Genomic DNA, 22,777 nt, shown 5'->3' with positions numbered 1-22,777 from the left:
ACGGATGGGCGCGCCACTGCAAGTGCGATCACAATAGCTGTGCCTCGGGCAGGCTCAGTGTGCGGGGGATCAACGAGGCATCCCAGTGGGCAATGCCCCAATCCAGCACTTCCCGTGGCGTGGCGTACGTCATTTCGGTTCCAGGGTTCTGTCCCAGCGCCCGTAGCGCCCGCAGCAGCAGGGGCGTTGCCTGATCCTCGGTCAACGGCGGCGAACGGTAGGATTTACCGAGTTTGTTGCCATCGGGCTGGGTAATCAGCGGGATATGCAGATAACGCGGTTGAGGCAGGCCAAGCAGTTCTTGCAGGTAGAGCTGGCGGGGCGTGGAGTCCAGCAGGTCGGCACCCCGAACGATATCGGTGATGCCCTGCCAGGCATCGTCCAGGACCACGGCCAATTGATAGGCGTAGAGCCCGTCGCGGCGGCGGATCACGAAGTCGCCGACTTCCCGGCCCAGATGTTGTCGGTATTGGCCCTGCACCCGGTCGATGAAGTGGTATTCCAGTTCCGGTACGCGCAGGCGGATGGCCGCATCGTCAGTGCCATGGCCGGCATTGCGGCACAGCCCCGGATAAATCCCGTGATACGGTTGCAGCTGTTTGCGCGAGCAGGTGCAGGCGTAGGCCAGGCCGTGATTGAACAAGCGATTGAGCACCTCGGCGTAGGCATCGTGCCGCTCGCTTTGGCGAACTAGGTCGCCATCCCACTCGAAGCCATAACTTTCCAGTGCCTTGAGAATGGCCGCCTGGGCGCCGGGTTCCTCGCGGGGTGGATCAAGGTCTTCCATGCGCATCAGCCAGCGTCCGCCCACCGAGCGTGCGTCGAGGTAGGAGGCCAGTGCGGCGACCAGCGAGCCGAAGTGCAGATGGCCGCTAGGGGTGGGGGCGAAGCGCCCGATGTAGGGGGTGTTGGCGGTCATGAATGCATTTAAAGCCAAAAAAACATCAGAAACAAAAACGGAGCGTTCGCACGCTCCGTTTTTCGTTCAAGTCGCAATTATTTGCCGACTTGCTTTTCCTTGATTTCCGCCAGGGTCTTGCAGTCGATGCACAGGTCGGCGGTAGGACGCGCTTCGAGGCGCTTGACGCCAATCTCGATGCCGCAGGATTCACACCAGCCGTACTCTTCGTCTTCGATCAGCTGAAGTGTCTTGTCGATCTTCTTGATCAACTTGCGTTCACGATCGCGGGCGCGCAGTTCGAGGGCGAATTCCTCTTCCTGGCTGGCACGGTCTGCCGGATCAGGAAAGTTGGCCGCTTCGTCCTTCATGTGGTCCACGGTCTTGTCGACACCTTCCATCAGCTCTTTCTTCCACTGATTCAGGACCTTGGTGAAGTGCTTGCGCATGGGCTCGCCCATGTACTCTTCGCCGGCTTTCTGAACATAGGGCTCGAAGCCGCTGATCGCCTGGTTTTGCTGCTTTGCTTGGGTGGACATGAAATAGACCGCCTCTACTCTTGTAATCCATCTGCGCAGGATTGCTCCATCACCGGCACCTGCCGGCCCTGCGGCTGCAAGCGGGCGAACTTACCAGATCAACTCGGGCCGCGCTACTCCCGGATGTCGAGCTCGCGGCACATGGTGCTTGCAAATGATGACAAACCGTTGTCTGGTGGCTCTGGAACCCTGCTCAATTATTGATTTTAGTCAAACCTTGCGCGCGCGCTTGAGTCGTTTGTGATCGGGGTTACAAGGCCTCTGACCGCTTTAGGTTCTCGCTCGTTCCTGCGCTTGGGTAGAATCGGTTTTTTTTCCGTTGAAGGATGGCCAATGGCTCAGCCCTACAGTGCCCGCAGTCGCGCGATCGAACCGTTCCATGTCATGGCGTTGTTGGCGCGGGCCAATGAATTGCAGGCCGCCGGCCACGATGTGATTCACCTGGAAATCGGCGAACCGGACTTCACCACCGCCGAACCGATCATCCAGGCCGGCCAGGCTGCGCTGACAGCGGGGAAGACCCGTTACACCGCCGCACGCGGCATTCCGGAGCTGCGCGAGGCCATTTCGGGCTTTTATCAGCAGCGTTATGGTTTGAACATCGACCCGCGGCGCATCCTCATCACGCCTGGCGGCTCCGGCGCGCTGCTGCTGGCCAGCGCCTTGCTGGTCGACCCCGGTAAGCACTGGCTGCTGGCGGACCCGGGCTACCCGTGTAACCGGCACTTCCTGCGACTGGTCGAAGGCGCGGCACAACTGGTACCGGTCGGCCCGGATGTGCGTTATCAATTGACGCCGGGCCTGATCGAGCGTCATTGGGACCACGACAGCGTCGGCGCATTGGTGGCGTCGCCAGCCAATCCCACCGGCACGATCCTGACCCGCGACGAGCTGGCGAAGCTGTCTGTCGCGATCAAGGAGCGCCACGGTCATCTGGTGGTCGACGAGATTTATCACGGACTGACCTACGGCACCGATGCGGCCAGCGTGCTGGAAGTCGACGACAGTGCATTCGTTCTGAACAGTTTTTCGAAGTACTTCGGGATGACCGGTTGGCGGCTGGGATGGCTGGTGGCCCCCGACGCGGCCGTCGGTGAGCTGGAAAAGCTCGCCCAGAATCTCTACATCAGTGCTCCAAGCATGGCGCAGCACGCTGCACTGGCCTGTTTCGAGCCGGCAACCATCAGCATTCTCGAAGAGCGTCGCGCCGAATTTGGCCGGCGCCGGGATTACCTGCTGCCGGCCTTGCGCGAATTGGGCTTCGGCATTGCCGTGGAGCCGGAAGGGGCGTTCTACTTGTACGCCGATATCAGCAAGTTCGGCGGCGATGCCTTCGCGTTCTGTAAACATTTTCTCGAAACCGAACATGTGGCATTCACCCCGGGGCTGGATTTCGGGCGATATCAGGCCGGGCACCATGTGCGGTTCGCCTACACGCAAAACCTCGCGCGTTTGCAGGAGGCAGTCGAGCGCATTGCCCGTGGGTTGCGGAGCTGGCAAGGCTGATGCGTTTTCATCCTCCCCTCGAAGAAGGGCGCCTGATCCGACGTTACAAGCGTTTTCTCGCCGATATCGAAACCGTTGGCGGCGAATTGCTGACCATTCACTGTCCGAACACAGGCTCGATGCTCAATTGTCAGGTCGAAGGCGGGCAGGTCTGGTTCAGTCGCTCAAACGACCCGAAACGCAAGTTGCCTGGCACCTGGGAGATCGGTGAAACCCCGCAAGGGCGGCTGTTTTGCGTGAATACCGCCCGCGCCAACGGTTTGATCGAGGAGGCGCTGCGGGCGGGCGTCATCACCGAGCTGAACGGGTTTACCGGGCTCAAGCGCGAAGTGGCTTATGGTCAGGAAAACAGTCGTATCGATTTCCGCCTCGATTACCCCGAAGGGCCTGCCTACATCGAAGTCAAAAGCGTGACCCTGGGCTTCGACGGTACGGCGGTGGCAGCGTTTCCCGATGCGGTCACCCAGCGTGGCGCCAAGCATCTGCGGGAGCTGGCGCACTTGGCCAGGGACGGTATTCGCGCGGTGCAGTTGTACTGTGTTTGCCTGACCGACATCGAGGCTGTGCGCCCGGCGCAGGAAATCGATCCGGCTTATGCGCAGGCCTTGCGTGAGGCTATCGCCTGCGGGGTCGAGGTATTGGCTTACGGTGTGCGGTTGAGCCACGAAGAAATGTTGGTCGACCGGCGTCTGGACGTGTTGCCGGGTGGTTAAAGGCTGATCCAGATCCCCTTTTCATCCTCGCGGCAGGTCACGCCGGTCAAGGCTTGCCCCGCGCAAGGGCCGGCGACGCATTCACCGTCTTCGATCAGGAACAGTGCGCCATGGGTGGCGCACTGGATCAGGCTGTTGCTGGGGTCGAGAAACTGGTCGGGATGCCACTCCAGGGCAACGCCCCGGTGCGGGCAGCGATTGATGTAGACGTAAACCTGGCCGCTGCGGCGCACCGCAAAAAACTTTTGGCCATCGATGTCGAACCCGCGACTGCTGTCATTGACCAGCTCGGCACCTGCGCAAAGCAACTTCATGTCTATCCTCGGTCCCGCCGCTCGTGACCGGATATGTCCAAGCTTGACGGTTAAATGCTATCAATTGGCCGTCTTGCCCGTCGGGGGCAAGTGCCTATCGTCGAGGATACTTGGCCTGATCATTCGATGCCCGGGAAACCTTCAGAGAAAGCTGTTTATGCGCCTGACACCCGCGTCAGCGTGATCTGCGTGGAGCACCCATCGCCGCATCCTGCCAGTACTTTTCCACAGGCAAAAAAAGACCCGGCAAGAGCCGGGTCAAATAACCGTGATTAGCCTGATGAGGAGATAATCCGAGAGTCCGAACCAAGGGCTTTTCAGAATATCGACCAGTCTCGCGACCAGTTGTGATAATCATATCGATTCTCATTACCAAGTCAACCGCTGTTTTTCGATTTCTTTGCGATTTGCCGGATTTGCGTCTGCAGGCCCCGTAATCATTGGGTTTCAGGTTGCAAAGCTATAGAAGTATTTGTCGGATCAAATCTTGTGTCGTGTAGAGATGGCTTCCAGTTGTTTGTTCAGCGCTTCCTTGCGCTCGGCAGGAATGTCGTTCCAGTGAACGTCCATCAGGGCGCCTTCAATTGCGTACAACAACACCTTGGACGCCCGAAAACCGCGCGTGCGCACGGCCCGATAAGCATCCACCGCCCCGAGGCGACGCAAGTCCGAAGCGCTATGGATGCCCACGGCATGCAACCATTGCGCTGACGTCTTGCCAAGATTCTTCAGGTGTTGCAGTTCATCATTCATCAAGCCTCCTTGCGATGGCCGAATGGAGAGCGTGGGCAATCTTCTGAGGAGTGTAGCCATCAGTAGGAAAAGCGTGATTGTTTGCTCGTTTTCGACGCAAATGCTTCTAAGAAACGAGTGTTGGCAGAGCGTGAAAAGTCCGCGAACGCGGTGGGAAGAGGTGGGGAAGAATCAGGAGTTACGGGTGAGCATCCCCCCACAGTCCAGCGCAACCAAGGGCGCTGGACGTGTCAGTCAGCGACGTTGGTCAGCGGGTGCGATAACGCAATCGCGTGCCGAAGTTCATCGACATCAGGATTTCGTCGGCGCTGAGTTCCACCGGAAAGTACGTACCGGAGATTTGCGCGTGGGCCAGGCTCGCGCCTTCCAGGTTCGCTTTGCGAAAATCGATGCCACGCAAGTCGGCGGAACGGAAGTAGGCGTTGCTGAAATCCACACCGTCGGCATTCAGCTCGCGCAGGTCCAACCCCCGGAAATCTCCACCCGCCATGTCGATGGGGCCATCCTTGGGGCGTTCACTGTTGAAGCCTCTGATGTCGTCTTTGTGCAGCAGGGCATAAAGCGGTGTGTCGAGAAGTTTCGGCTGGCTCATGTCGCATCACCTGTTGGTTTTATGACGCCAGTATAGTGCCACTATTTGACAGCCGTGAAGCCAGCGGAGGCTTCACGGCTGAAAAACTTCCTTACAGGCCCGGAAGGCGCTGACGAATTTGCGCGACAACGGTATCGAGCGTCCCGCTTTCATTGGTCTGGACGCGCTTGCTGCAGAGGATTTCTGCGGGTGTCAGCGCTTCACGGCTGGCTTGCTGCGCTGCGATAACAGCCAGGGTGGCGTCGGACGGGTCTTTCTTGTCTGCCTGGCGCATGGCCAGCCAGCTTTCGATCACGGCCTGCGGCGCATTGCAGTCGAGGATCAGGAAGGGTGCGCCCGTGGCCTCGGCCACCTTTGCGGCACTGTCACGCTGATCACGCTTGAGGTAAGTGGCATCGACCGCCACCGGGAAGCCTGCACGCAGAATGACGTCGGCGATTTCGTGCAGGCGGGCATAGGTCGCCGCACTGGCGTCGGCGCTATAGATGCCGGCCTGTACATCATTCTCGACGGTTTGCTCGCCGAACAGGCGCTTGCGCTCAACATCGGAACGCAGGCGAATCGCGCCCAGGGCTTCGACCAGGCGCATGGCGACATGGCTCTTGCCGACGGCGGAAACGCCGCAGGTAATGGCCATGAAGCGTGAAGGAATGGTGCTGTAGCTTTCTGCCAGGTTGGCGTAGTTGCGGTACTGGCGCAGGGTCGTGGCGCGCTGCACCGCAGTGGCGTCGGCCGGCATGCTGAACAGGGCAACCTTGGCGCGGACCAGTGCGCGGTAGGCTTTATAGAAGTTCAGCAGTTCGAGACCGCGATAGTCACCGGTCAGCTCCAGGTACTGGCTGATGAAGCGACGCGCCAGGCACTTCAGGCCGCGATCTTCCAGGTCCATCGCCAGGAAGCCGGTGTCGGCATAAACGTCGGTAAAGCGAAACGGTTCATTGAATTCGATGCAGTCGAAGATCACGACCTTGCCGTCGATCACGGTTGCGTTGCCCAGGTGGATATCACCGTGGCATTCACGAATGAAGCCATCGGCCTTGCGCTGGGCGAACAGCGGTTTGAGGCGCTCGAAGCTGCTTTCGGCCCAGGCTTGCAGGGCGTCGAGTTGCAACAGGTCGGCTTTGTCGCTGAGGAACGGACGGATCTGTTCGAAGTTCTGCCGCACCGGCGCCATGACGCTGTCCGGGGTGCCGGCTTCGTGCCCGGCCGGCACTTTCGGTGCGCTGAGGTGGAAACGGGCGATTTGCTCGGCCATCTCGTCGATGTGCGCGGTGGTCAGTTCGCCATTGGCTTGCAGGGTGCTGAGCAAGCCGGTTTGCGGGAACTGGCGCATCTTCAGTACATATTCGATGGCCGGGCCTTCGCCACCCAGTTGCGGAGCCTCGGCACTGCCGGTGACGGGCAGGACTTCGAGGTACAAATCGTCGGTCAGGCGCTGGTTCAGGCGCAGTTCTTCAGCGCAAAAGTGTTCGCGAGCCTCAAGGCTGGTGAAGTCGAGAAAACCGAAATTGACCGGCTTCTTCACTTTATAGGCATAGGGGCCGGTGAGCAGTACCCAGGAAATATGGGTCTCGATGACCTGGAATCCCTCTACAGGATGCGGGTAGAGGGCAGGGTTTTGCAGGGCAGCGATCAGGGACTGGCTCACAGGCGATCCTTCAGAGTCGGGGAAATTCAAGGCCGTCATTATGGCCGCAAGTCCGCTCGACGCAAACCTCGGAGCGCTCCTGTTGAGGATGAATAAAGTGCGTATAATCCGCCGCCATGACTCGTACTCGAACTCCCCGCACCCCGAAAAAACCACCCTCCAGGGGCCTGCGCCCGTGGCTGGGCTGGGCCATTAAACTCAGTCTGGTCGCCCTGGTGGTGCTGGCCGGATTCGCCGTTTACCTTGATGCAATCGTCCAGGAGAAGTTCTCCGGCAAGCGCTGGACCATCCCGGCCAAGGTTTACGCGCGCCCGCTCGAGCTGTTCGTCGGACAGAAGCTGAGCCGGGATGATTTCCTGACCGAACTCGATGCCCTGGGCTATCGCCGTGAAAGCGTGGCCAATGGTCCGGGTGCGGCGTCGGTCAACGGCAATACCGTTGATCTGAACACCCGTGGCTTCCAGTTCTATGAAGGCATGGAGCAGGCGCAACCGGTGCGGGTGCGTTTCTCCGGCGATTACGTGGCCGAGTTGGCGGGGGCAAAAGGCTCGAAGCTGTCGGTGGTGCGCCTGGAACCGCTGCTGATCGGCGGTCTGTACCCGAAAAACCTCGAAGACCGGATCCTGATCAAGATCGATCAGGTGCCACCGTACCTGCTTGAAACGTTGGTGGCGGTCGAGGACCGTGATTTTTATCATCACTTTGGTGTTTCGCCGAAGTCGATCGCCCGTGCAGTCTGGGTCAACGGTTCGTCCGGCCGCATGCGTCAGGGCGGCAGTACACTGACTCAGCAGTTGGTCAAAAACTTCTACCTGACCAACGAGCGCAGCCTGAACCGGAAACTCACCGAAGCGATGATGGCGCTGCTGCTTGAACTGCACTACGACAAGCGCGAAATCCTTGAGGCTTACCTCAACGAGGTGTTTGTCGGGCAGGACGGTCAGCGTGCGGTGCACGGTTTCGGTCTGGCCAGCCAGTTCTTCTTCAGCCAGCCGCTGGCCGAGCTCAAGCTGCATCAAGTCGCACTGCTGGTGGGCATGGTCAAAGGGCCTTCTGCCTATAACCCCCGTCGTTATCCGGAGCGTGCTCTTGAGCGACGCAACCTGGTACTCGATGTGCTGCAAGAGCAGGGCGTTGCGACTGCCGAGCAGGTTGAGGCGGCGAAGAAAATGCCGTTGGGCGTGACCAAGCGTGGCAGTCTGGCGGACAGCTCGTTCCCCGGCTTCCTCGATCTGGTCAAACGTCAGTTGCGCGAAGACTATCGCGACGAAGACTTGACCGAAGAAGGCCTGCGGATTTTCACCAGTTTCGACCCGATCCTGCAGATGAAGGCTGAAGCCTCGGTCAATGACACCTTCAAGCGTCTGGCGGGGCGCAAGGGTTCCGATGACGTCGAAGCGGCAATGGTCGTGACCAACCCGGAGACTGGTGAAGTGCAGGCCATGATCGGCAGTCGCCAGGCCAGTTTTGCCGGGTTCAACCGGGCGCTGGATGCGGTACGGCCGATCGGCTCGCTGATCAAGCCGGCGGTTTATCTGACCGCACTGGAGAAACCAAGCCAGTACACATTGACCAGTTGGCTGTCGGACGAATCCTTCTCGGTCAAAGGCGCGGATGGTCAGGTCTGGAAACCGCAGAACTACGATCGTCGTTCTCACGGTACGGTCTTCCTCTATCAAGGCCTGGCGCATTCCTACAACCTGTCGACCGCGCGTCTCGGTTTGGCGGTCGGTGTGCCGAACGTATTGAAGACGGTGGAGCGCCTGGGTGTGACGCGTGAATTCCCGGCCTTCCCGTCGATGTTGCTCGGGGCCGGCGGCATGACGCCAATCGAAGTGGCGACCATGTACCAGACCCTCGCCAACGGCGGCTTCAATACGCCGATGCGCGGGATTCGTAGCGTGCTGACTGCCGAGGGCGAGCCGCTCAAGCGTTATCCGTTCCAGATTCAGCAGCGTTTCGATCCGGCCTCCATTTACCTGATCCAGAGCGCCATGCAGCGGGTGATGCGTGAAGGTACCGGCAGCTCGGTTTATAGCGTGTTGCCAAGGACTCTGACCCTGGCGGGCAAGACCGGTACCAGTAACGACTCGCGGGACAGTTGGTTTGCCGGTTTCAGCCAGGACTTGCTGGCGGTGGTCTGGCTGGGGCGCGACGACAACGGCAAGACGCCATTCACCGGCGCCACCGGGGCCCTGCAGGTATGGACCAGTTTCATGCGCAAGGCCGACCCGTTGCCGTTGGACATGCCGCAGCCAGACAATATCGTTCAGGCCTGGGTGGATTCGCGAACCGGGCAAGGTTCTGACGCCGGTTGCCCGGGTGCCGTGCAGATGCCGTATATTCGCGGCAGCGAACCACCTCCCGGTGCCGCTTGCGGTGGTGAAAACCCTGCCGAGTCGGTGATGGACTGGGTCAAGGGCTGGATGAATTAAGCAAAGAGGGTTTCAAGTGAACAAGTGGTTGATTCCAGCGGTTGCCGCCGTAGCTTTGCTCAGCGGTTGCTCTAGCGTACAACGTGGCTCGATTCCGGTTGTGGATTCCGGCACCGCCGTGTCCAACAGTGAGCGGATCTCGGCCAATGGCGGTTTCCGCCAGACGACCGTCAAGCGTCCTGCGCAAGGTCAGTCGCAGACCCAGGCGATTCCGCAAGGTGACAGCGGCGTAGTGGTGATGGTGCCAGGCGCGGCAACGACGTCGACGCCGATCAGCACCACGCCGATCACCCCGGGTCCGATCACGCCGGGGCCGATTGACACGTCGCCGGTCCAATCGGCGCCGATCAATCAGGGCAGCTACAGCATGCCGTCGTCGCCAAGCGGGATTCCGTCGGCCAGTTCGGGCGGGCTTTCTGCCGACGAGCAGCTGGACGGCCCGGTATTGGCTTTGCTGACAACCGCTCAACAGCAACAGGCGAGCGGTGATCTCAATGGTGCCTCCTCCAGCCTCGAGCGCGCCCAGCGCGTTGCACCGCGTGAGCCGCAGGTGCTTTACCGTCTGGCGCAGGTGCGCATGGCTCAGGGCGATGCCGCCCAGGCCGAGCAGTTCGCTCGCCGTGGGCTGACCCTTGCCAATGGCCGTCCAGCCCTTCAGGCCAACTTGTGGGCGCTGATTGGCCAGGCGCGCGAAAAGCAGGGCGACTCCCAGGGCGCGGCATTGGCTCGTCAGAAGGCCAAGGTAACGCTGTGATGGATGCGCGCTTTCTGAAAATCGCCGATCAACTGTTGTTGATCGAGCGCGAGCTGCGGGTGCAAGGGTGGTGGGATGAAGTCCCGCCCTCTGCCGAAGCGCTTTCCAGTGTCGAGCCGTTTTCGGTCGACACACTGGATTTCGAGCAATGGCTGCAGTGGATCTTCCTGCCACGCATGAAGATGATCCTCGAGCAGGATTTGCCGCTACCCAATGCTTCGGGCATTCAGGAAATGGCTGAAATGGTCTTTGCCGGGCGCAATGTCCAGGGCAAGGATCGGCAGTTGCAGGTATTGCTCAAGCAGTTTGATCAGCTGATCACCGCGTCCCGCTGAGCCAGAAGCTGCCAGCGTCCGCTGGCAGTTGTTCACAATATCCCTCTATTTTGTCGGCCGTTGCTGGGTAAGTGCATGCGCGTGCCAATTTTTTGCCAAAAGTTGCGCAATCGAAGCTAACACAGGGCTGATTTACGGGTTTTTTCTTGCGTTCTCATGTGCTTAGTAGAATAAAGCACATAGACGACTTGACTTGCGAAGGACGAAACAGAAGAATCCAAAGTCCGCTGTACAGGGACTGCCAGAAGCAGACCCTCTCAGCAGATCATGAGGCGCATATCCGCGTCGACCTGTTACACCCGCAACGCGTTACCTCGCGCTGGGTGGGAAAGCCCCGCAACACTTGGGACGATCCCAATACTTGCTCAGTCAGTGCTGACGTAGTCGGCGACCACCGTCGCTCATGCTCTGCCGAGAAGTAAACCTATTAAGACCCGTCCCATTTTTCGTGGGCGGTATTCTGGCGTTTTAGAGGTGAGCAACGTGGAGCTTTTATCTGGCGGTGAGATGCTCGTCCGCTTCTTGCGTGACGAAGGCGTCAAATATATCTACGGGTACCCGGGTGGTGCTCTTCTTCATGTCTACGATGCCCTGTTCAAAGAACCGGAAGTGACCCACATCCTGGTTCGTCATGAGCAAGCGGCTACCCATATGGCTGACGGCTACGCCCGTGCCACCGGTAAAGCCGGTGTGGTACTGGTGACTTCCGGTCCTGGCGCAACAAACGCCATCACCGGTATCGCCACCGCCTACATGGACTCCATTCCGATGGTGATCATTTCCGGCCAGGTGCCTAGCACCATGGTGGGTACCGATGCGTTCCAGGAAACCGACATGATCGGTATCTCCCGGCCGATCGTGAAGCACAGCTTCATGATCAAGCACGCGTCGGAAATCCCGGAAGTCATGAAGAAGGCGTTCTACCTGGCGCAATCCGGTCGTCCTGGTCCGGTCGTCGTCGATATTCCGAAAGACATGACCAACCCGGCCGAGAAGTTCGAATACGTCTTCCCGAAAAAAGCCAAGTTGCGCTCCTACAGCCCGGCTGTTCGCGGTCACTCCGGTCAAATCCGCAAGGCGGCAGAAATGCTCCTGGCGGCCAAGCGCCCTGTGTTGTACTCGGGCGGCGGCGTGATCCTCGGCGGTGGTTCCGCACCACTGACCGAACTGGCGAAGATGCTCAACCTGCCAGTGACCAATACCCTGATGGGCCTCGGTGGCTTCCCTGGCACCGACCGTCAGTTCATCGGCATGCTCGGCATGCATGGCAGCTATACCGCCAACCTGGCGATGCACCATGCTGACGTGATCCTCGCTGTCGGCGCGCGTTTCGACGACCGTGTCATCAACGGCGCGTCGAAGTTCTGCCCGAACGCCAAGATCATTCACATCGACATCGACCCGGCTTCGATCTCCAAGACCATCAAGGCCGACGTGCCTATCGTTGGTCCGGTTGAGAGTGTCCTGACCGAAATGGTCGCGATCCTCAAGGAAATCGGCGAGACCCCGAACAAGGAGTCCGTTGCCAGCTGGTGGAAGCAGGTTGACGAGTGGCGCGGTGATCGCGGTCTGTTCCCGTATGACAAGGGCGACGGCAGCAAAATCAAGCCTCAGACCGTGATCGAAACCCTGTGCGAAGTGACCAATGGCGACGCCTTTGTGACCTCCGACGTGGGCCAGCACCAGATGTTTGCTGCCCAGTACTACAAGTTCAACAAGCCGAACCGCTGGATCAACTCCGGCGGCCTGGGCACCATGGGCTTCGGTTTTCCGGCGGCCATGGGCATTCAGTTGAGCTATCCGGATGCCGACGTTGCCTGTGTAACGGGCGAAGGCAGTATCCAGATGAACATCCAGGAACTGTCCACCTGTCTGCAATACGGTTTGCCGGTAAAAATCGTCATTCTGAACAACGGTGTTCTGGGTATGGTTCGCCAGTGGCAGGACATGAGCTATGGCAGCCGTCACTCGCACTCCTACATGGAGTCGTTGCCTGACTTCGTCAAGCTGGCTGAAGCCTATGGCCACGTTGGCGTGCGCATCACTGAATCGAAAGATTTGAAGTCGAAGATGGAAGAAGCGTTCGCCATGAAAGATCGCCTGGTGGTGATCGATATTTCGGTCGATACCAGCGAGCACGTCTACCCGATGCAGATCAAAGACGGCTCCATGCGCGATATGTGGCTGAGCAAGACGGAGCGTACCTAATCATGCGGCACATTATTTCCTTGCTTCTGGAAAACGAACCCGGTGCTCTGTCTCGTGTGGTTGGTCTGTTCTCGCAGCGCAACTACAACATCGAAAGCCTGACTGTGGCACCGACCGAAGACCCGACCCTGTCGCGTCTGACGCTGACCACGGTTGGTCACGATGAAGTCATCGAGCAGATCACCAAGAACCTGAACAAACTGATCGAAGTGGTAAAGCTGGTCGACCTGTCGGAGAGTGCTCACATCGAGCGCGAACTGATGCTGGTCAAGGTCAAGGCCACCGGCGCCCAGCGTGCCGAGATCAAGCGCACTACCGATATTTACCGTGGACAGATCGTCGATGTCAGCGCCAGCGTGTATACCGTTCAACTGACCGGTACCAGCGACAAGCTCGACAGCTTCATTCAGTCCATTGGCACCGCCTCGATTCTGGAAACCGTCCGTAGTGGCGTGACCGGCATTGCCCGCGGCGACAAAGTACTCAGCATCTAAACCAAATTAGCGAACGGCCTGAACGGCCTGATATAGGGGAAATTCATGAAAGTTTTCTACGATAAAGACTGCGACCTGTCGATCATCCAGGGCAAGAAAGTTGCCATCATCGGTTACGGTTCCCAGGGCCACGCTCAAGCGTGCAACCTGAAAGACTCCGGCGTTGACGTGACTGTCGGCCTGCGTAAAGGTTCGGCTACCGTTGCCAAGGCTGAAGCCCACGGCCTGAAAGTGACCGACGTTGCTTCCGCTGTTGCAGCTGCCGATCTGGTCATGATCCTGACCCCGGACGAGTTCCAGTCCTCCCTGTACAAGAACGAAATCGAGCCGAACATCAAGAAAGGCGCCACCCTGGCCTTCTCCCACGGTTTCGCGATCCACTACAACCAGGTTGTGCCGCGCGCTGACCTCGACGTGATCATGATCGCGCCGAAGGCTCCAGGCCACACCGTACGTTCCGAGTTCGTGAAGGGCGGCGGTATCCCTGACCTGATCGCTATCTACCAGGACGCCTCGGGCAACGCCAAGAACGTCGCTCTGTCCTACGCTGCCGGTGTTGGCGGCGGTCGTACCGGCATCATCGAAACCACCTTCAAGGACGAGACTGAGACCGACCTGTTCGGCGAACAAGCCGTTCTGTGCGGCGGTACCGTTGAGCTGGTCAAGGCCGGCTTCGAAACCCTGGTTGAAGCTGGCTACGCGCCGGAAATGGCCTACTTCGAGTGCCTGCACGAACTGAAGCTGATCGTTGACCTCATGTACGAAGGCGGCATCGCCAACATGAACTACTCGATCTCCAACAACGCCGAATACGGCGAGTACGTGACCGGCCCTGAAGTCATCAACGCCGAATCCCGTCAGGCCATGCGCAACGCCCTGAAACGTATTCAGGACGGCGAATACGCCAAGATGTTCATCAGCGAAGGCGCTACCGGCTATCCTTCGATGACCGCCAAGCGTCGTAACAACGCCGCTCACGGTATCGAAATCATCGGCGAGCAACTGCGCTCCATGATGCCGTGGATCGGTGCAAACAAGATCGTCGACAAAGCCAAAAACTAAGTCACGCGCTTGTACGAAAAACGCGGCTTAGGCCGCGTTTTTTCGTTTGGGGGGCCGGTTCTGGTATAAAGCTGCATCGTTTGCGGCCGAACCGTCGTCCCAGACACCTGTCCAAACTTTCCACCCGTTGCAAGGTAATGTCCATGAGCGAACGCCCCGAAGAGCCAAACCAGGCCTCTGACGCCGATAGCCTGCTGCCCATCGATGAACATGTCGAAGAAGGGCATGACGCCGAAGGTCGTAAAGTCCGGCATCGTGGTATCTATCTTCTGCCGAATCTGTTCACCACTGCGAACCTGTTCGCAGGGTTCTATTCCATCATCAACTCGATGAGCGCCCAGGCGGCCCTGAGTGCGGGTGACTCGGCCAATGCGAGCAAGTATTTCGCGTTTGCGGCCATCGCGATCTTCGTCGCCATGGTGCTCGATGGCCTTGATGGGCGCGTGGCCCGTATGACCAACACCCAGAGCGCCTTCGGTGCCGAGTATGATTCGCTGTCGGACATGGTTGCCTTTGGTGTTGCCCCGGCATTGCTGGCCTTCGGTTGGGCCTTGGGTGACATGGGCAAGGTTGGCTGGATGGTCGCCTTCATCTATGTCGCGGGTGCGGCATTGCGCCTTGCGCGCTTCAACACCCAGGTCGGCACCGCGGACAAGCGCTACTTTATCGGTCTGGCCAGTCCTGCTGCTGCGGGTGTGGTTGCAGGTATCGTCTGGGCGTTCAGCGATTACGGCATCCAGGGTTCCAAGATGTCTTTCCTGGTTGCGCTGATGGTTGCCGCGGCCGGCATGCTGATGGTCAGCAACATCAAGTACAACAGCTTCAAGGAGCTGGATCTGAAAGGGCGGGTGCCTTTCGTGGCGATTCTCGCCGTGGTGCTGGTGTTCGCGGTTGTTTTCAGTGATCCGCCGCGCATTCTGCTGCTGGTCTTCCTCGCCTATGCCGCGTCCGGCCCGGTTCAATACCTGTTACATCTTCGTCGGCGTAAAAGCGTCGAGTGATGTAATTTCCCTCATACTCCGCAGTCTGTTGGTGCATCTGTTCTCCAATACTGCGGAGTAGCCATGCTGATCAAAGTCCCTAAAGCATCCGACTGCCATGAGTCGGATGTCACGCCTGAATCCATCTATCTTTCTCGACGCAATGTATTGGGTGTTGCTGTTGCCGGTCTGGCCGTGAGCGGTCTTCCTCGGTGGGCGGCTGCCGACGATGTGGCGCGTTATGCGGACGTCGAGCCTGGCAAGGCGCCTTCCTGGTTCAGCGAAAAGCTTTCCTCGGTCAAGTGGGGGGCGGTTGTCGTCAAGGATGAGGCGATCACGCCGTTCAAGGACGCGACCCACTACAACAACTTCTACGAGTTCGGCACCGACAAAGGTGATCCGGCCGCGAATGCCGGCACGCTGAAGACGGAGCCGTGGTCGGTGGTGGTGGACGGGGAGGTGGGCAAGCCCGGGCGGTATGCGCTCGAAGACTTCATGAAACCGTATCAGCTGGAGGAGCGAATCTACCGATTGCGTTGCGTGGAAGCCTGGTCGATGGTCATTCCCTGGATCGGTTTTCCCCTCTCGGCCTTGCTCAAGGAGGTCGAGCCGACCTCGAAAGCCAGATTCATCCGCTTCGAAACCCTGCAGGATCCCAAAAGCATGCCGGGTCAGCGTTCCGGTTTTGCGTTGATCGACTGGCCCTATATAGAGGGGCTGCGTCTGGATGAGGCGATGAACCCATTGGCGATTCTTGCGGTAGGCATGTACGGGCGTGAGTTGCCTAATCAAAACGGTGCGCCGTTGCGTTTGGTGGTGCCCTGGAAATATGGCTTCAAGAGCATCAAGTCCATCGTGCGCATCAGTCTGGTCAGCGAGCAGCCGAAAACCACCTGGCAGAGCATTGCTGCGGATGAATATGGTTTTTATGCGAACGTGAATCCCACTGTTGATCATCCTCGCTGGACTCAGGCGCGTGAACGCCGCCTGCCCAGCGGTTTGTTCAAGCCCAATGTACGTGACACGCAAATGTTCAACGGCTATTCAGAGGAAGTCGCCTCTCTATATACGGGGCTCGACCTGAGGAAGAACTACTGATGCGCTATCCGTTTTGGCGTATCGGGGTCTTTGTCGTGGTGCTGGTGTGGCCGCTGCTCTGGTTGTATCAGGCCTGGGAGGATGTTCTCGGGCCGGATCCGGGCAAGGTACTGGTAGACCGGCTGGGTTTGGGGGCGCTTGTTCTGCTGCTCGTAATCTTGAGCTTGACGCCTTTGCAGAAACTCACCGGTTGGGCGGGGTGGAATGCCGTGCGGCGACAGTTGGGGTTGTGGTGTTTTGCCTATGTGCTGCTCCACCTCAGTAGTTATTGCGCATTCATACTTGGTTTTGACTGGTCGCAACTGGGTGTCGAGTTGCGCAAGCGGCCTTACATTATTGTCGGGGCGCTGGGTTTTCTTGGTTTGCTGGCATTGGCGGTGACTTCCAATCGATACAGTCAGCGACGATTGGGTTCCCGCTGGAAGAAGTTGCATCGCCTGGCGTATGTCATTCTCGGGCTTGGACTACTGCATATGCTCTGGATTGTGCGCGCCGACCTGAAGGAGTGGGCGATCTATGCCTCTATAGGTGCATTGCTGTTAGTGCTACGGCTACCGCCTTTGGCTCGTCGAATCCCGCGTTTAATGGCTAAAAAGGGCTCTTCCGCCAAAAAGGCGTAAATAGTGGTTGACGGCAGATTCCAGGTGTCTATAATTCGCCCCACTTCCGGCGCAGTCGAAACGGAAAACTCCTTGGTAAACAATGAGTTAAGTAGTTTTCGGCAGCAGGTTGCTTCAGTTCATCGAAGCCGAAAGGGGGTTGAAAAAGAGGTGTTGACAGCAGCGTGTAACGCTGTAGAATTCGCCTCCCGCTGATGAGAGATCTGAAGCGCAAGTGGTTGAAGTTGAAAAGGAAACTTGGAAAACTTCTGAAAATAATCACTTGACAGCAAATGAGGCTGCTGTAGAATGCGCGCCTCGGTTGAGACGAAAGATCTTAACCAACCGCTCTTTAACAACTGAATCAAGCAATTCGTGTGGGTGCTTGTGGAGTCAGACTGCTAGTCAACAGATTATCAGCATCGCAAGTTACTCCGCGAGAAATCAAAGATGTAACCAACGATTGCTGAGCCAAGTTTAGGGTTTTCTCAAAACCCAAAGATGTTTGAACTGAAGAGTTTGATCATGGCTCAGATTGAACGCTGGCGGCAGGCCTAACACATGCAAGTCGAGCGGATGACAGGAGCTTGCTCCTGAATTCAGCGGCGGACGGGTGAGTAATGCCTAGGAATCTGCCTGGTAGTGGGGGACAACGTTTCGAAAGGAACGCTAATACCGCATACGTCCTACGGGAGAAAGCAGGGGACCTTCGGGCCTTGCGCTATCAGATGAGCCTAGGTCGGATTAGCTAGTTGGTGAGGTAATGGCTCACCAAGGCGACGATCCGTAACTGGTCTGAGAGGATGATCAGTCACACTGGAACTGAGACACGGTCCAGACTCCTACGGGAGGCAGCAGTGGGGAATATTGGACAATGGGCGAAAGCCTGATCCAGCCATGCCGCGTGTGTGAAGAAGGTCTTCGGATTGTAAAGCACTTTAAGTTGGGAGGAAGGGCATTAACCTAATACGTTAGTGTTTTGACGTTACCGACAGAATAAGCACCGGCTAACTCTGTGCCAGCAGCCGCGGTAATACAGAGGGTGCAAGCGTTAATCGGAATTACTGGGCGTAAAGCGCGCGTAGGTGGTTTGTTAAGTTGGATGTGAAAGCCCCGGGCTCAACCTGGGAACTGCATTCAAAACTGACAAGCTAGAGTATGGTAGAGGGTGGTGGAATTTCCTGTGTAGCGGTGAAATGCGTAGATATAGGAAGGAACACCAGTGGCGAAGGCGACCACCTGGACTGATACTGACACTGAGGTGCGAAAGCGTGGGGAGCAAACAGGATTAGATACCCTGGTAGTCCACGCCGTAAACGATGTCAACTAGCCGTTGGGAGCCTTGAGCTCTTAGTGGCGCAGCTAACGCATTAAGTTGACCGCCTGGGGAGTACGGCCGCAAGGTTAAAACTCAAATGAATTGACGGGGGCCCGCACAAGCGGTGGAGCATGTGGTTTAATTCGAAGCAACGCGAAGAACCTTACCAGGCCTTGACATCCAATGAACTTTCCAGAGATGGATTGGTGCCTTCGGGAACATTGAGACAGGTGCTGCATGGCTGTCGTCAGCTCGTGTCGTGAGATGTTGGGTTAAGTCCCGTAACGAGCGCAACCCTTGTCCTTAGTTACCAGCACGTAATGGTGGGCACTCTAAGGAGACTGCCGGTGACAAACCGGAGGAAGGTGGGGATGACGTCAAGTCATCATGGCCCTTACGGCCTGGGCTACACACGTGCTACAATGGTCGGTACAGAGGGTTGCCAAGCCGCGAGGTGGAGCTAATCCCACAAAACCGATCGTAGTCCGGATCGCAGTCTGCAACTCGACTGCGTGAAGTCGGAATCGCTAGTAATCGCGAATCAGAATGTCGCGGTGAATACGTTCCCGGGCCTTGTACACACCGCCCGTCACACCATGGGAGTGGGTTGCACCAGAAGTAGCTAGTCTAACCTTCGGGAGGACGGTTACCACGGTGTGATTCATGACTGGGGTGAAGTCGTAACAAGGTAGCCGTAGGGGAACCTGCGGCTGGATCACCTCCTTAATCGACGACTCAGCTGCTCCATAAGTTCCCACACGAATTGCTTGATTCATTGAAGAAGACGATATAGAAGCAGCCTTGGGGTTGTAGCTTAGTTGGTTAGAGCGTACCCCATGCTCTGTGGTTAAGAGCAGGGTGAGGTCGGCCTTAGCAGCTCGAAATTGGGTCTGTAGCTCAGTTGGTTAGAGCGCACCCCTGATAAGGGTGAGGTCGGCAGTTCGAATCTGCCCAGACCCACCAATTTTGTGTGGGAAACGCCTGTAGAAATACGGGGCCATAGCTCAGCTGGGAGAGCGCCTGCCTTGCACGCAGGAGGTCAACGGTTCGATCCCGTTTGGCTCCACCACTAACTGCTTCTGATTGTATAAAGCTTAGAAATGAGCATTCCATCGGTGCGATGATGAATGTTGATTTCTAGTCTTTGACTAGTTCGTTCTTTAAAAATTTGGGTATGTGATAGAAAGATAGACTGAACGTTACTTTCACTGGTAACGGATCAGGCTAAGGTAAAATTTGTGAGTTTAATCGCGAATTTTCGGCGAATGTCGTCTTCACAGTATAACCAGATTGCTTGGGGTTATATGGTCAAGTGAAGAAGCGCATACGGTGGATGCCTTGGCAGTCAGAGGCGATGAAAGACGTGGTAGCCTGCGAAAAGCTTCGGGGAGTCGGCAAACAGACTTTGATCCGGAGATGTCTGAATGGGGGAACCCAGCCATCATAAGATGGTTATCTTGTACTGAATACATAGGTGCAAGAGGCGAACCAGGGGAACTGAAACATCTAAGTACCCTGAGGAAAAGAAATCAACCGAGATTCCCTTAGTAGTGGCGAGCGAACGGGGACTAGCCCTTAAGTGGCTTTGAGATTAGCGGAACGCTCTGGAAAGTGCGGCCATAGTGGGTGATAGCCCTGTACGCGAAAATCTCTTGGTCATGAAATCGAGTAGGACGGAGCACGAGAAACTTTGTCTGAATATGGGGGGACCATCCTCCAAGGCTAAATACTACTGACTGACCGATAGTGAACTAGTACCGTGAGGGAAAGGCGAAAAGAACCCCGGAGAGGGGAGTGAAATAGATCCTGAAACCGTATGCGTACAAGCAGTGGGAGCCCACTTTGTTGGGTGACTGCGTACCTTTTGTATAATGGGTCAGCGACTTATTTTCAGTGGCGAGCTTAACCGAATAGGGGAGGCGTAGCGAAAGCGAGTCTTAATAGGGCGTCTAGTCGCTGGGAATAGACCCGAAACCGGGCGATCTATCCATGGGCAGGTTGAAGGTTGGGTAACACTAACTGGAGGACCGAACCGACTACCGTTGAAAAGTTAGCGGATGACCTGTGGATCGGAGTGAAAGGCTAATCAAGCTCGGAGATAGCTGGTTCTCCTCGAAAGCTATTTAGGTAGCGCCTCATGTATCACTGTAGGGGGTAGAGCACTGTTTCGGCTAGGGGGTCATCCCGACTTACCAAACCGATGCAAACTCCGAATACCTACAAGTGCCGAGCATGGGAGACACACGGCGGGTGCTAACGTCCGTCGTGAAAAGGGAAACAACCCAGACCGTCAGCTAAGGTCCCAAAGTTATGGTTAAGTGGGAAACGATGTGGGAAGGCTTAGACAGCTAGGAGGTTGGCTTAGAAGCAGCCACCCTTTAAAGAAAGCGTAATAGCTCACTAGTCGAGTCGGCCTGCGCGGAAGATGTAACGGGGCTCAAACCATACACCGAAGCTACGGGTATCACCTTCGGGTGATGCGGTAGAGGAGCGTTCTGTAAGCCTGTGAAGGTGAGTTGAGAAGCTTGCTGGAGGTATCAGAAGTGCGAATGCTGACATGAGTAACGACAATGGGTGTGAAAAACACCCACGCCGAAAGACCAAGGTTTCCTGCGCAACGTTAATCGACGCAGGGTTAGTCGGTCCCTAAGGCGAGGCTGAAAAGCGTAGTCGATGGAAAACAGGTTAATATTCCTGTACTTCTGGTTATTGCGATGGAGGGACGGAGAAGGCTAGGCCAGCTTGGCGTTGGTTGTCCAAGTTTAAGGTGGTAGGCTGGAATCTTAGGTAAATCCGGGATTCTAAGGCCGAGAGCTGATGACGAGTGTTCTTTTAGAACACGAAGTGGTTGATGCCATGCTTCCAAGAAAAGCTTCTAAGCTTCAGGTAACCAGGAACCGTACCCCAAACCGACACAGGTGGTTGGGTAGAGAATACCAAGGCGCTTGAGAGAACTCGGGTGAAGGAACTAGGCAAAATGGCACCGTAACTTCGGGAGAAGGTGCGCCGGTGAGGGTGAAGGACTTGCTCCGTAAGCCCACGCCGGTCGAAGATACCAGGCCGCTGCGACTGTTTATTAAAAACACAGCACTCTGCAAACACGAAAGTGGACGTATAGGGTGTGACGCCTGCCCGGTGCCGGAAGGTTAATTGATGGGGTTAGCTAACGCGAAGCTCTTGATCGAAGCCCCGGTAAACGGCGGCCGTAACTATAACGGTCCTAAGGTAGCGAAATTCCTTGTCGGGTAAGTTCCGACCTGCACGAATGGCGTAACGATGGCGGCGCTGTCTCCACCCGAGACTCAGTGAAATTGAAATCGCTGTGAAGATGCAGTGTATCCGCGGCTAGACGGAAAGACCCCGTGAACCTTTACTATAGCTTTGCACTGGACTTTGAATTTGCTTGTGTAGGATAGGTGGGAGGCTTTGAAGCGTGGACGCCAGTTCGCGTGGAGCCAACCTTGAAATACCACCCTGGCAACTTTGAGGTTCTAACTCAGGTCCGTTATCCGGATCGAGGACAGTGTATGGTGGGTAGTTTGACTGGGGCGGTCTCCTCCTAAAGAGTAACGGAGGAGTACGAAGGTGCGCTCAGACCGGTCGGAAATCGGTCGTAGAGTATAAAGGCAAAAGCGCGCTTGACTGCGAGACAGACACGTCGAGCAGGTACGAAAGTAGGTCTTAGTGATCCGGTGGTTCTGTATGGAAGGGCCATCGCTCAACGGATAAAAGGTACTCCGGGGATAACAGGCTGATACCGCCCAAGAGTTCATATCGACGGCGGTGTTTGGCACCTCGATGTCGGCTCATCACATCCTGGGGCTGAAGCCGGTCCCAAGGGTATGGCTGTTCGCCATTTAAAGTGGTACGCGAGCTGGGTTTAGAACGTCGTGAGACAGTTCGGTCCCTATCTGCCGTGGACGTTTGAGATTTGAGAGGGGCTGCTCCTAGTACGAGAGGACCGGAGTGGACGAACCTCTGGTGTTCCGGTTGTCACGCCAGTGGCATTGCCGGGTAGCTATGTTCGGAAAAGATAACCGCTGAAAGCATCTAAGCGGGAAACTTGCCTCAAGATGAGATCTCACTGGGACCTTGAGTCCCCTGAAGGGCCGTCGAAGACTACGACGTTGATAGGTTGGGTGTGTAAGCGCTGTGAGGCGTTGAGCTAACCAATACTAATTGCCCGTGAGGCTTGACCATATAACACCCAAGCAATTTGACTACTCGAAAGAGCATCAGATTGCGGTGTGTGAAGACGAAACGAACCGAAAGTTCGAGATACTCACAAAACACCGAAGCTATCACATACCCAATTTGCTGAAGCGCGGCCAGCCGGTCACGACTCGGTACCCGAATTTCTTGACGACCATAGAGCGTTGGAACCACCTGATCCCATCCCGAACTCAGCAGTGAAACGATGCATCGCCGATGGTAGTGTGGGGTTTCCCCATGTGAGAGTAGGTCATCGTCAAGATTAAATTCCGAAACCCCTATCTGCGTATGCAGGTAGGGGTTTTGTTTTTGGCGTATA

General features: G+C 57.0%; 17 protein-coding genes, 2 tRNA genes and 3 rRNA genes. 16 read left to right on the top strand and 6 right to left on the bottom strand.

All coding sequences use genetic code 11. The features are described from left to right. Positions 1 to 28 precede the first annotated feature (28 nt). Together gluQRS and dksA are read right to left on the bottom strand one after the other, a co-directional pair. Entirely contained in the window at positions 29 to 919 is an 891-nt protein-coding gene (gluQRS, locus tag AC3IT6_RS24880; protein ID WP_489353446.1) for a tRNA glutamyl-Q(34) synthetase GluQRS, read from the bottom strand. A gap of 77 nt (positions 920 to 996) precedes the next feature. Further along, positions 997 to 1,437 (bottom strand): RNA polymerase-binding protein DksA, encoded by a 441-nt coding sequence (dksA, locus tag AC3IT6_RS24875; RefSeq protein ID WP_007971100.1) that lies wholly within the window; start codon positions 1,435 to 1,437, stop codon positions 997 to 999. Positions 1,438 to 1,770: 333 nt separating this feature from the next. Between dksA and AC3IT6_RS24870 the strand changes: the two genes are divergently transcribed. Together AC3IT6_RS24870 and sfsA are read left to right on the top strand one after the other, a co-directional pair. Beyond that, positions 1,771 to 2,943 carry a pyridoxal phosphate-dependent aminotransferase gene (locus AC3IT6_RS24870; RefSeq protein WP_489353444.1) on the top strand — a complete coding sequence of 391 codons (1,173 nt, stop codon included), beginning with the start codon at positions 1,771 to 1,773 and terminating at the stop codon, positions 2,941 to 2,943. Continuing rightward, complete coding sequence (gene sfsA / locus AC3IT6_RS24865; protein ID WP_489353442.1) at positions 2,943 to 3,656, top strand: DNA/RNA nuclease SfsA; 714 nt, start codon at positions 2,943 to 2,945, stop codon at positions 3,654 to 3,656. Before AC3IT6_RS24870 ends, sfsA begins: the two co-directional genes overlap by 1 nt. Here sfsA and AC3IT6_RS24860 read toward each other — a convergent pair. From AC3IT6_RS24860 to AC3IT6_RS24845, 4 genes are all read right to left on the bottom strand, one after another. After that, positions 3,653 to 3,970, bottom strand: coding sequence for a Rieske (2Fe-2S) protein (locus AC3IT6_RS24860; protein WP_489353440.1), 318 nt, complete (start codon positions 3,968 to 3,970; stop codon positions 3,653 to 3,655). The two genes, sfsA and AC3IT6_RS24860, sit on opposite strands and share 4 nt — an antisense overlap. A gap of 480 nt (positions 3,971 to 4,450) precedes the next feature. Next, positions 4,451 to 4,723 (bottom strand): TfoX/Sxy family protein, encoded by a 273-nt coding sequence (locus tag AC3IT6_RS24855; RefSeq protein WP_108216473.1) that lies wholly within the window; start codon positions 4,721 to 4,723, stop codon positions 4,451 to 4,453. 247 nt (positions 4,724 to 4,970) lie between these two features. Continuing rightward, positions 4,971 to 5,315 (bottom strand): pentapeptide repeat-containing protein, encoded by a 345-nt coding sequence (locus AC3IT6_RS24850; protein ID WP_223446830.1) that lies wholly within the window; start codon positions 5,313 to 5,315, stop codon positions 4,971 to 4,973. Positions 5,316 to 5,406: 91 nt separating this feature from the next. Next, positions 5,407 to 6,963: a bifunctional aminoglycoside phosphotransferase/ATP-binding protein gene (locus tag AC3IT6_RS24845; protein WP_489353437.1), complete on the bottom strand. Its 1,557-nt coding sequence runs from the start codon at positions 6,961 to 6,963 to the stop codon at positions 5,407 to 5,409. Positions 6,964 to 7,079: 116 nt separating this feature from the next. Here AC3IT6_RS24845 and mrcB point away from each other — a divergent pair, with 116 nt between their 5' ends. The 14 genes from mrcB to rrf all read left to right on the top strand — a co-directional run bounded on the left by mrcB (position 7,080) and on the right by rrf (position 22,720). Next, positions 7,080 to 9,398, top strand: a complete 2,319-nt coding sequence (gene mrcB / locus AC3IT6_RS24840; RefSeq protein WP_489353435.1) for a penicillin-binding protein 1B — start codon at positions 7,080 to 7,082, stop codon at positions 9,396 to 9,398. Positions 9,399 to 9,414: 16 nt separating this feature from the next. Continuing rightward, the gene (locus AC3IT6_RS24835) at positions 9,415 to 10,152 is read left to right on the top strand and encodes a tetratricopeptide repeat protein (RefSeq protein WP_489353433.1); all 738 of its coding nucleotides are present in this window, start codon (positions 9,415 to 9,417) and stop codon (positions 10,150 to 10,152) included. Continuing rightward, positions 10,152 to 10,487, top strand: coding sequence for a YqcC family protein (locus tag AC3IT6_RS24830; protein ID WP_046041827.1), 336 nt, complete (start codon positions 10,152 to 10,154; stop codon positions 10,485 to 10,487). The genes AC3IT6_RS24835 and AC3IT6_RS24830 overlap by 1 nt, the downstream gene beginning before the upstream one ends. A 483-nt stretch (positions 10,488 to 10,970) precedes the next feature. Next, positions 10,971 to 12,695: an acetolactate synthase 3 large subunit gene (locus AC3IT6_RS24825; RefSeq protein WP_008053903.1), complete on the top strand. Its 1,725-nt coding sequence runs from the start codon at positions 10,971 to 10,973 to the stop codon at positions 12,693 to 12,695. 2 nt (positions 12,696 to 12,697) lie between these two features. Continuing rightward, on the top strand, positions 12,698 to 13,189 hold the full coding sequence (ilvN, locus tag AC3IT6_RS24820; RefSeq protein ID WP_003176102.1) for an acetolactate synthase small subunit: 492 nt from the start codon (positions 12,698 to 12,700) through the stop codon (positions 13,187 to 13,189). A gap of 45 nt (positions 13,190 to 13,234) precedes the next feature. Continuing rightward, positions 13,235 to 14,251 carry a ketol-acid reductoisomerase gene (gene ilvC, locus AC3IT6_RS24815; protein ID WP_003228216.1) on the top strand — a complete coding sequence of 339 codons (1,017 nt, stop codon included), beginning with the start codon at positions 13,235 to 13,237 and terminating at the stop codon, positions 14,249 to 14,251. Between the two features lie 143 nt (positions 14,252 to 14,394). Then, positions 14,395 to 15,252 (top strand): CDP-diacylglycerol--serine O-phosphatidyltransferase, encoded by an 858-nt coding sequence (pssA, locus tag AC3IT6_RS24810; RefSeq protein WP_489317248.1) that lies wholly within the window; start codon positions 14,395 to 14,397, stop codon positions 15,250 to 15,252. Positions 15,253 to 15,315: 63 nt separating this feature from the next. Continuing rightward, positions 15,316 to 16,329 carry a protein-methionine-sulfoxide reductase catalytic subunit MsrP gene (msrP, locus tag AC3IT6_RS24805; RefSeq protein WP_489353430.1) on the top strand — a complete coding sequence of 338 codons (1,014 nt, stop codon included), beginning with the start codon at positions 15,316 to 15,318 and terminating at the stop codon, positions 16,327 to 16,329. Then, a complete protein-coding gene (gene msrQ / locus AC3IT6_RS24800) occupies positions 16,329 to 16,949 on the top strand; it encodes a protein-methionine-sulfoxide reductase heme-binding subunit MsrQ (protein ID WP_489353428.1) in 621 nt (206 codons plus the stop codon). The genes msrP and msrQ overlap by 1 nt, the downstream gene beginning before the upstream one ends. Before the next feature lie 486 nt (positions 16,950 to 17,435). Then, positions 17,436 to 18,972 (top strand): 16S ribosomal RNA (locus tag AC3IT6_RS24795). Between the two features lie 160 nt (positions 18,973 to 19,132). After that, positions 19,133 to 19,209 (top strand) — tRNA-Ile (locus AC3IT6_RS24790). 30 nt (positions 19,210 to 19,239) lie between these two features. Further along, a tRNA-Ala gene (locus AC3IT6_RS24785) sits at positions 19,240 to 19,315 on the top strand. Between the two features lie 237 nt (positions 19,316 to 19,552). Then, a 23S ribosomal RNA gene (locus tag AC3IT6_RS24780) occupies positions 19,553 to 22,446 on the top strand. A 158-nt stretch (positions 22,447 to 22,604) separates the two neighbouring features. Then, positions 22,605 to 22,720, top strand: a 5S ribosomal RNA gene (rrf, locus tag AC3IT6_RS24775). Together the 16S, 23S and 5S rRNA genes with 2 tRNA genes alongside form the textbook arrangement of a ribosomal RNA operon. Positions 22,721 to 22,777: the final 57 nt, after the last annotated feature.

Source organism: Pseudomonas sp. KH_017, assembly GCF_057840285.1.
Note: the sequence above shows the minus strand (reverse complement) of the source record. Positions and strands in the feature narration are given on the sequence as shown.

What these genes read in the sequence shown, in the direction of transcription:
- AC3IT6_RS24850 (WP_223446830.1), bottom strand. Translation starts at nt 5,315, where the DNA reads ATGAGCCAGCCGAAACTTCTCGACACACCGCTTTATGCCCTGCTGCAC.
- msrP (WP_489353430.1), top strand. Translation starts at nt 15,316, where the DNA reads ATGCTGATCAAAGTCCCTAAAGCATCCGACTGCCATGAGTCGGATGTC.
- sfsA (WP_489353442.1), top strand. Translation starts at nt 2,943, where the DNA reads ATGCGTTTTCATCCTCCCCTCGAAGAAGGGCGCCTGATCCGACGTTAC.
- AC3IT6_RS24830 (WP_046041827.1), top strand. Translation starts at nt 10,152, where the DNA reads ATGGATGCGCGCTTTCTGAAAATCGCCGATCAACTGTTGTTGATCGAG.
- AC3IT6_RS24855 (WP_108216473.1), bottom strand. Translation starts at nt 4,723, where the DNA reads ATGAATGATGAACTGCAACACCTGAAGAATCTTGGCAAGACGTCAGCG.
- gluQRS (WP_489353446.1), bottom strand. Translation starts at nt 919, where the DNA reads ATGACCGCCAACACCCCCTACATCGGGCGCTTCGCCCCCACCCCTAGC.
- ilvC (WP_003228216.1), top strand. Translation starts at nt 13,235, where the DNA reads ATGAAAGTTTTCTACGATAAAGACTGCGACCTGTCGATCATCCAGGGC.
- msrQ (WP_489353428.1), top strand. Translation starts at nt 16,329, where the DNA reads ATGCGCTATCCGTTTTGGCGTATCGGGGTCTTTGTCGTGGTGCTGGTG.
- AC3IT6_RS24860 (WP_489353440.1), bottom strand. Translation starts at nt 3,970, where the DNA reads ATGAAGTTGCTTTGCGCAGGTGCCGAGCTGGTCAATGACAGCAGTCGC.
- AC3IT6_RS24870 (WP_489353444.1), top strand. Translation starts at nt 1,771, where the DNA reads ATGGCTCAGCCCTACAGTGCCCGCAGTCGCGCGATCGAACCGTTCCAT.
- mrcB (WP_489353435.1), top strand. Translation starts at nt 7,080, where the DNA reads ATGACTCGTACTCGAACTCCCCGCACCCCGAAAAAACCACCCTCCAGG.
- pssA (WP_489317248.1), top strand. Translation starts at nt 14,395, where the DNA reads ATGAGCGAACGCCCCGAAGAGCCAAACCAGGCCTCTGACGCCGATAGC.
- ilvN (WP_003176102.1), top strand. Translation starts at nt 12,698, where the DNA reads ATGCGGCACATTATTTCCTTGCTTCTGGAAAACGAACCCGGTGCTCTG.
- dksA (WP_007971100.1), bottom strand. Translation starts at nt 1,437, where the DNA reads ATGTCCACCCAAGCAAAGCAGCAAAACCAGGCGATCAGCGGCTTCGAG.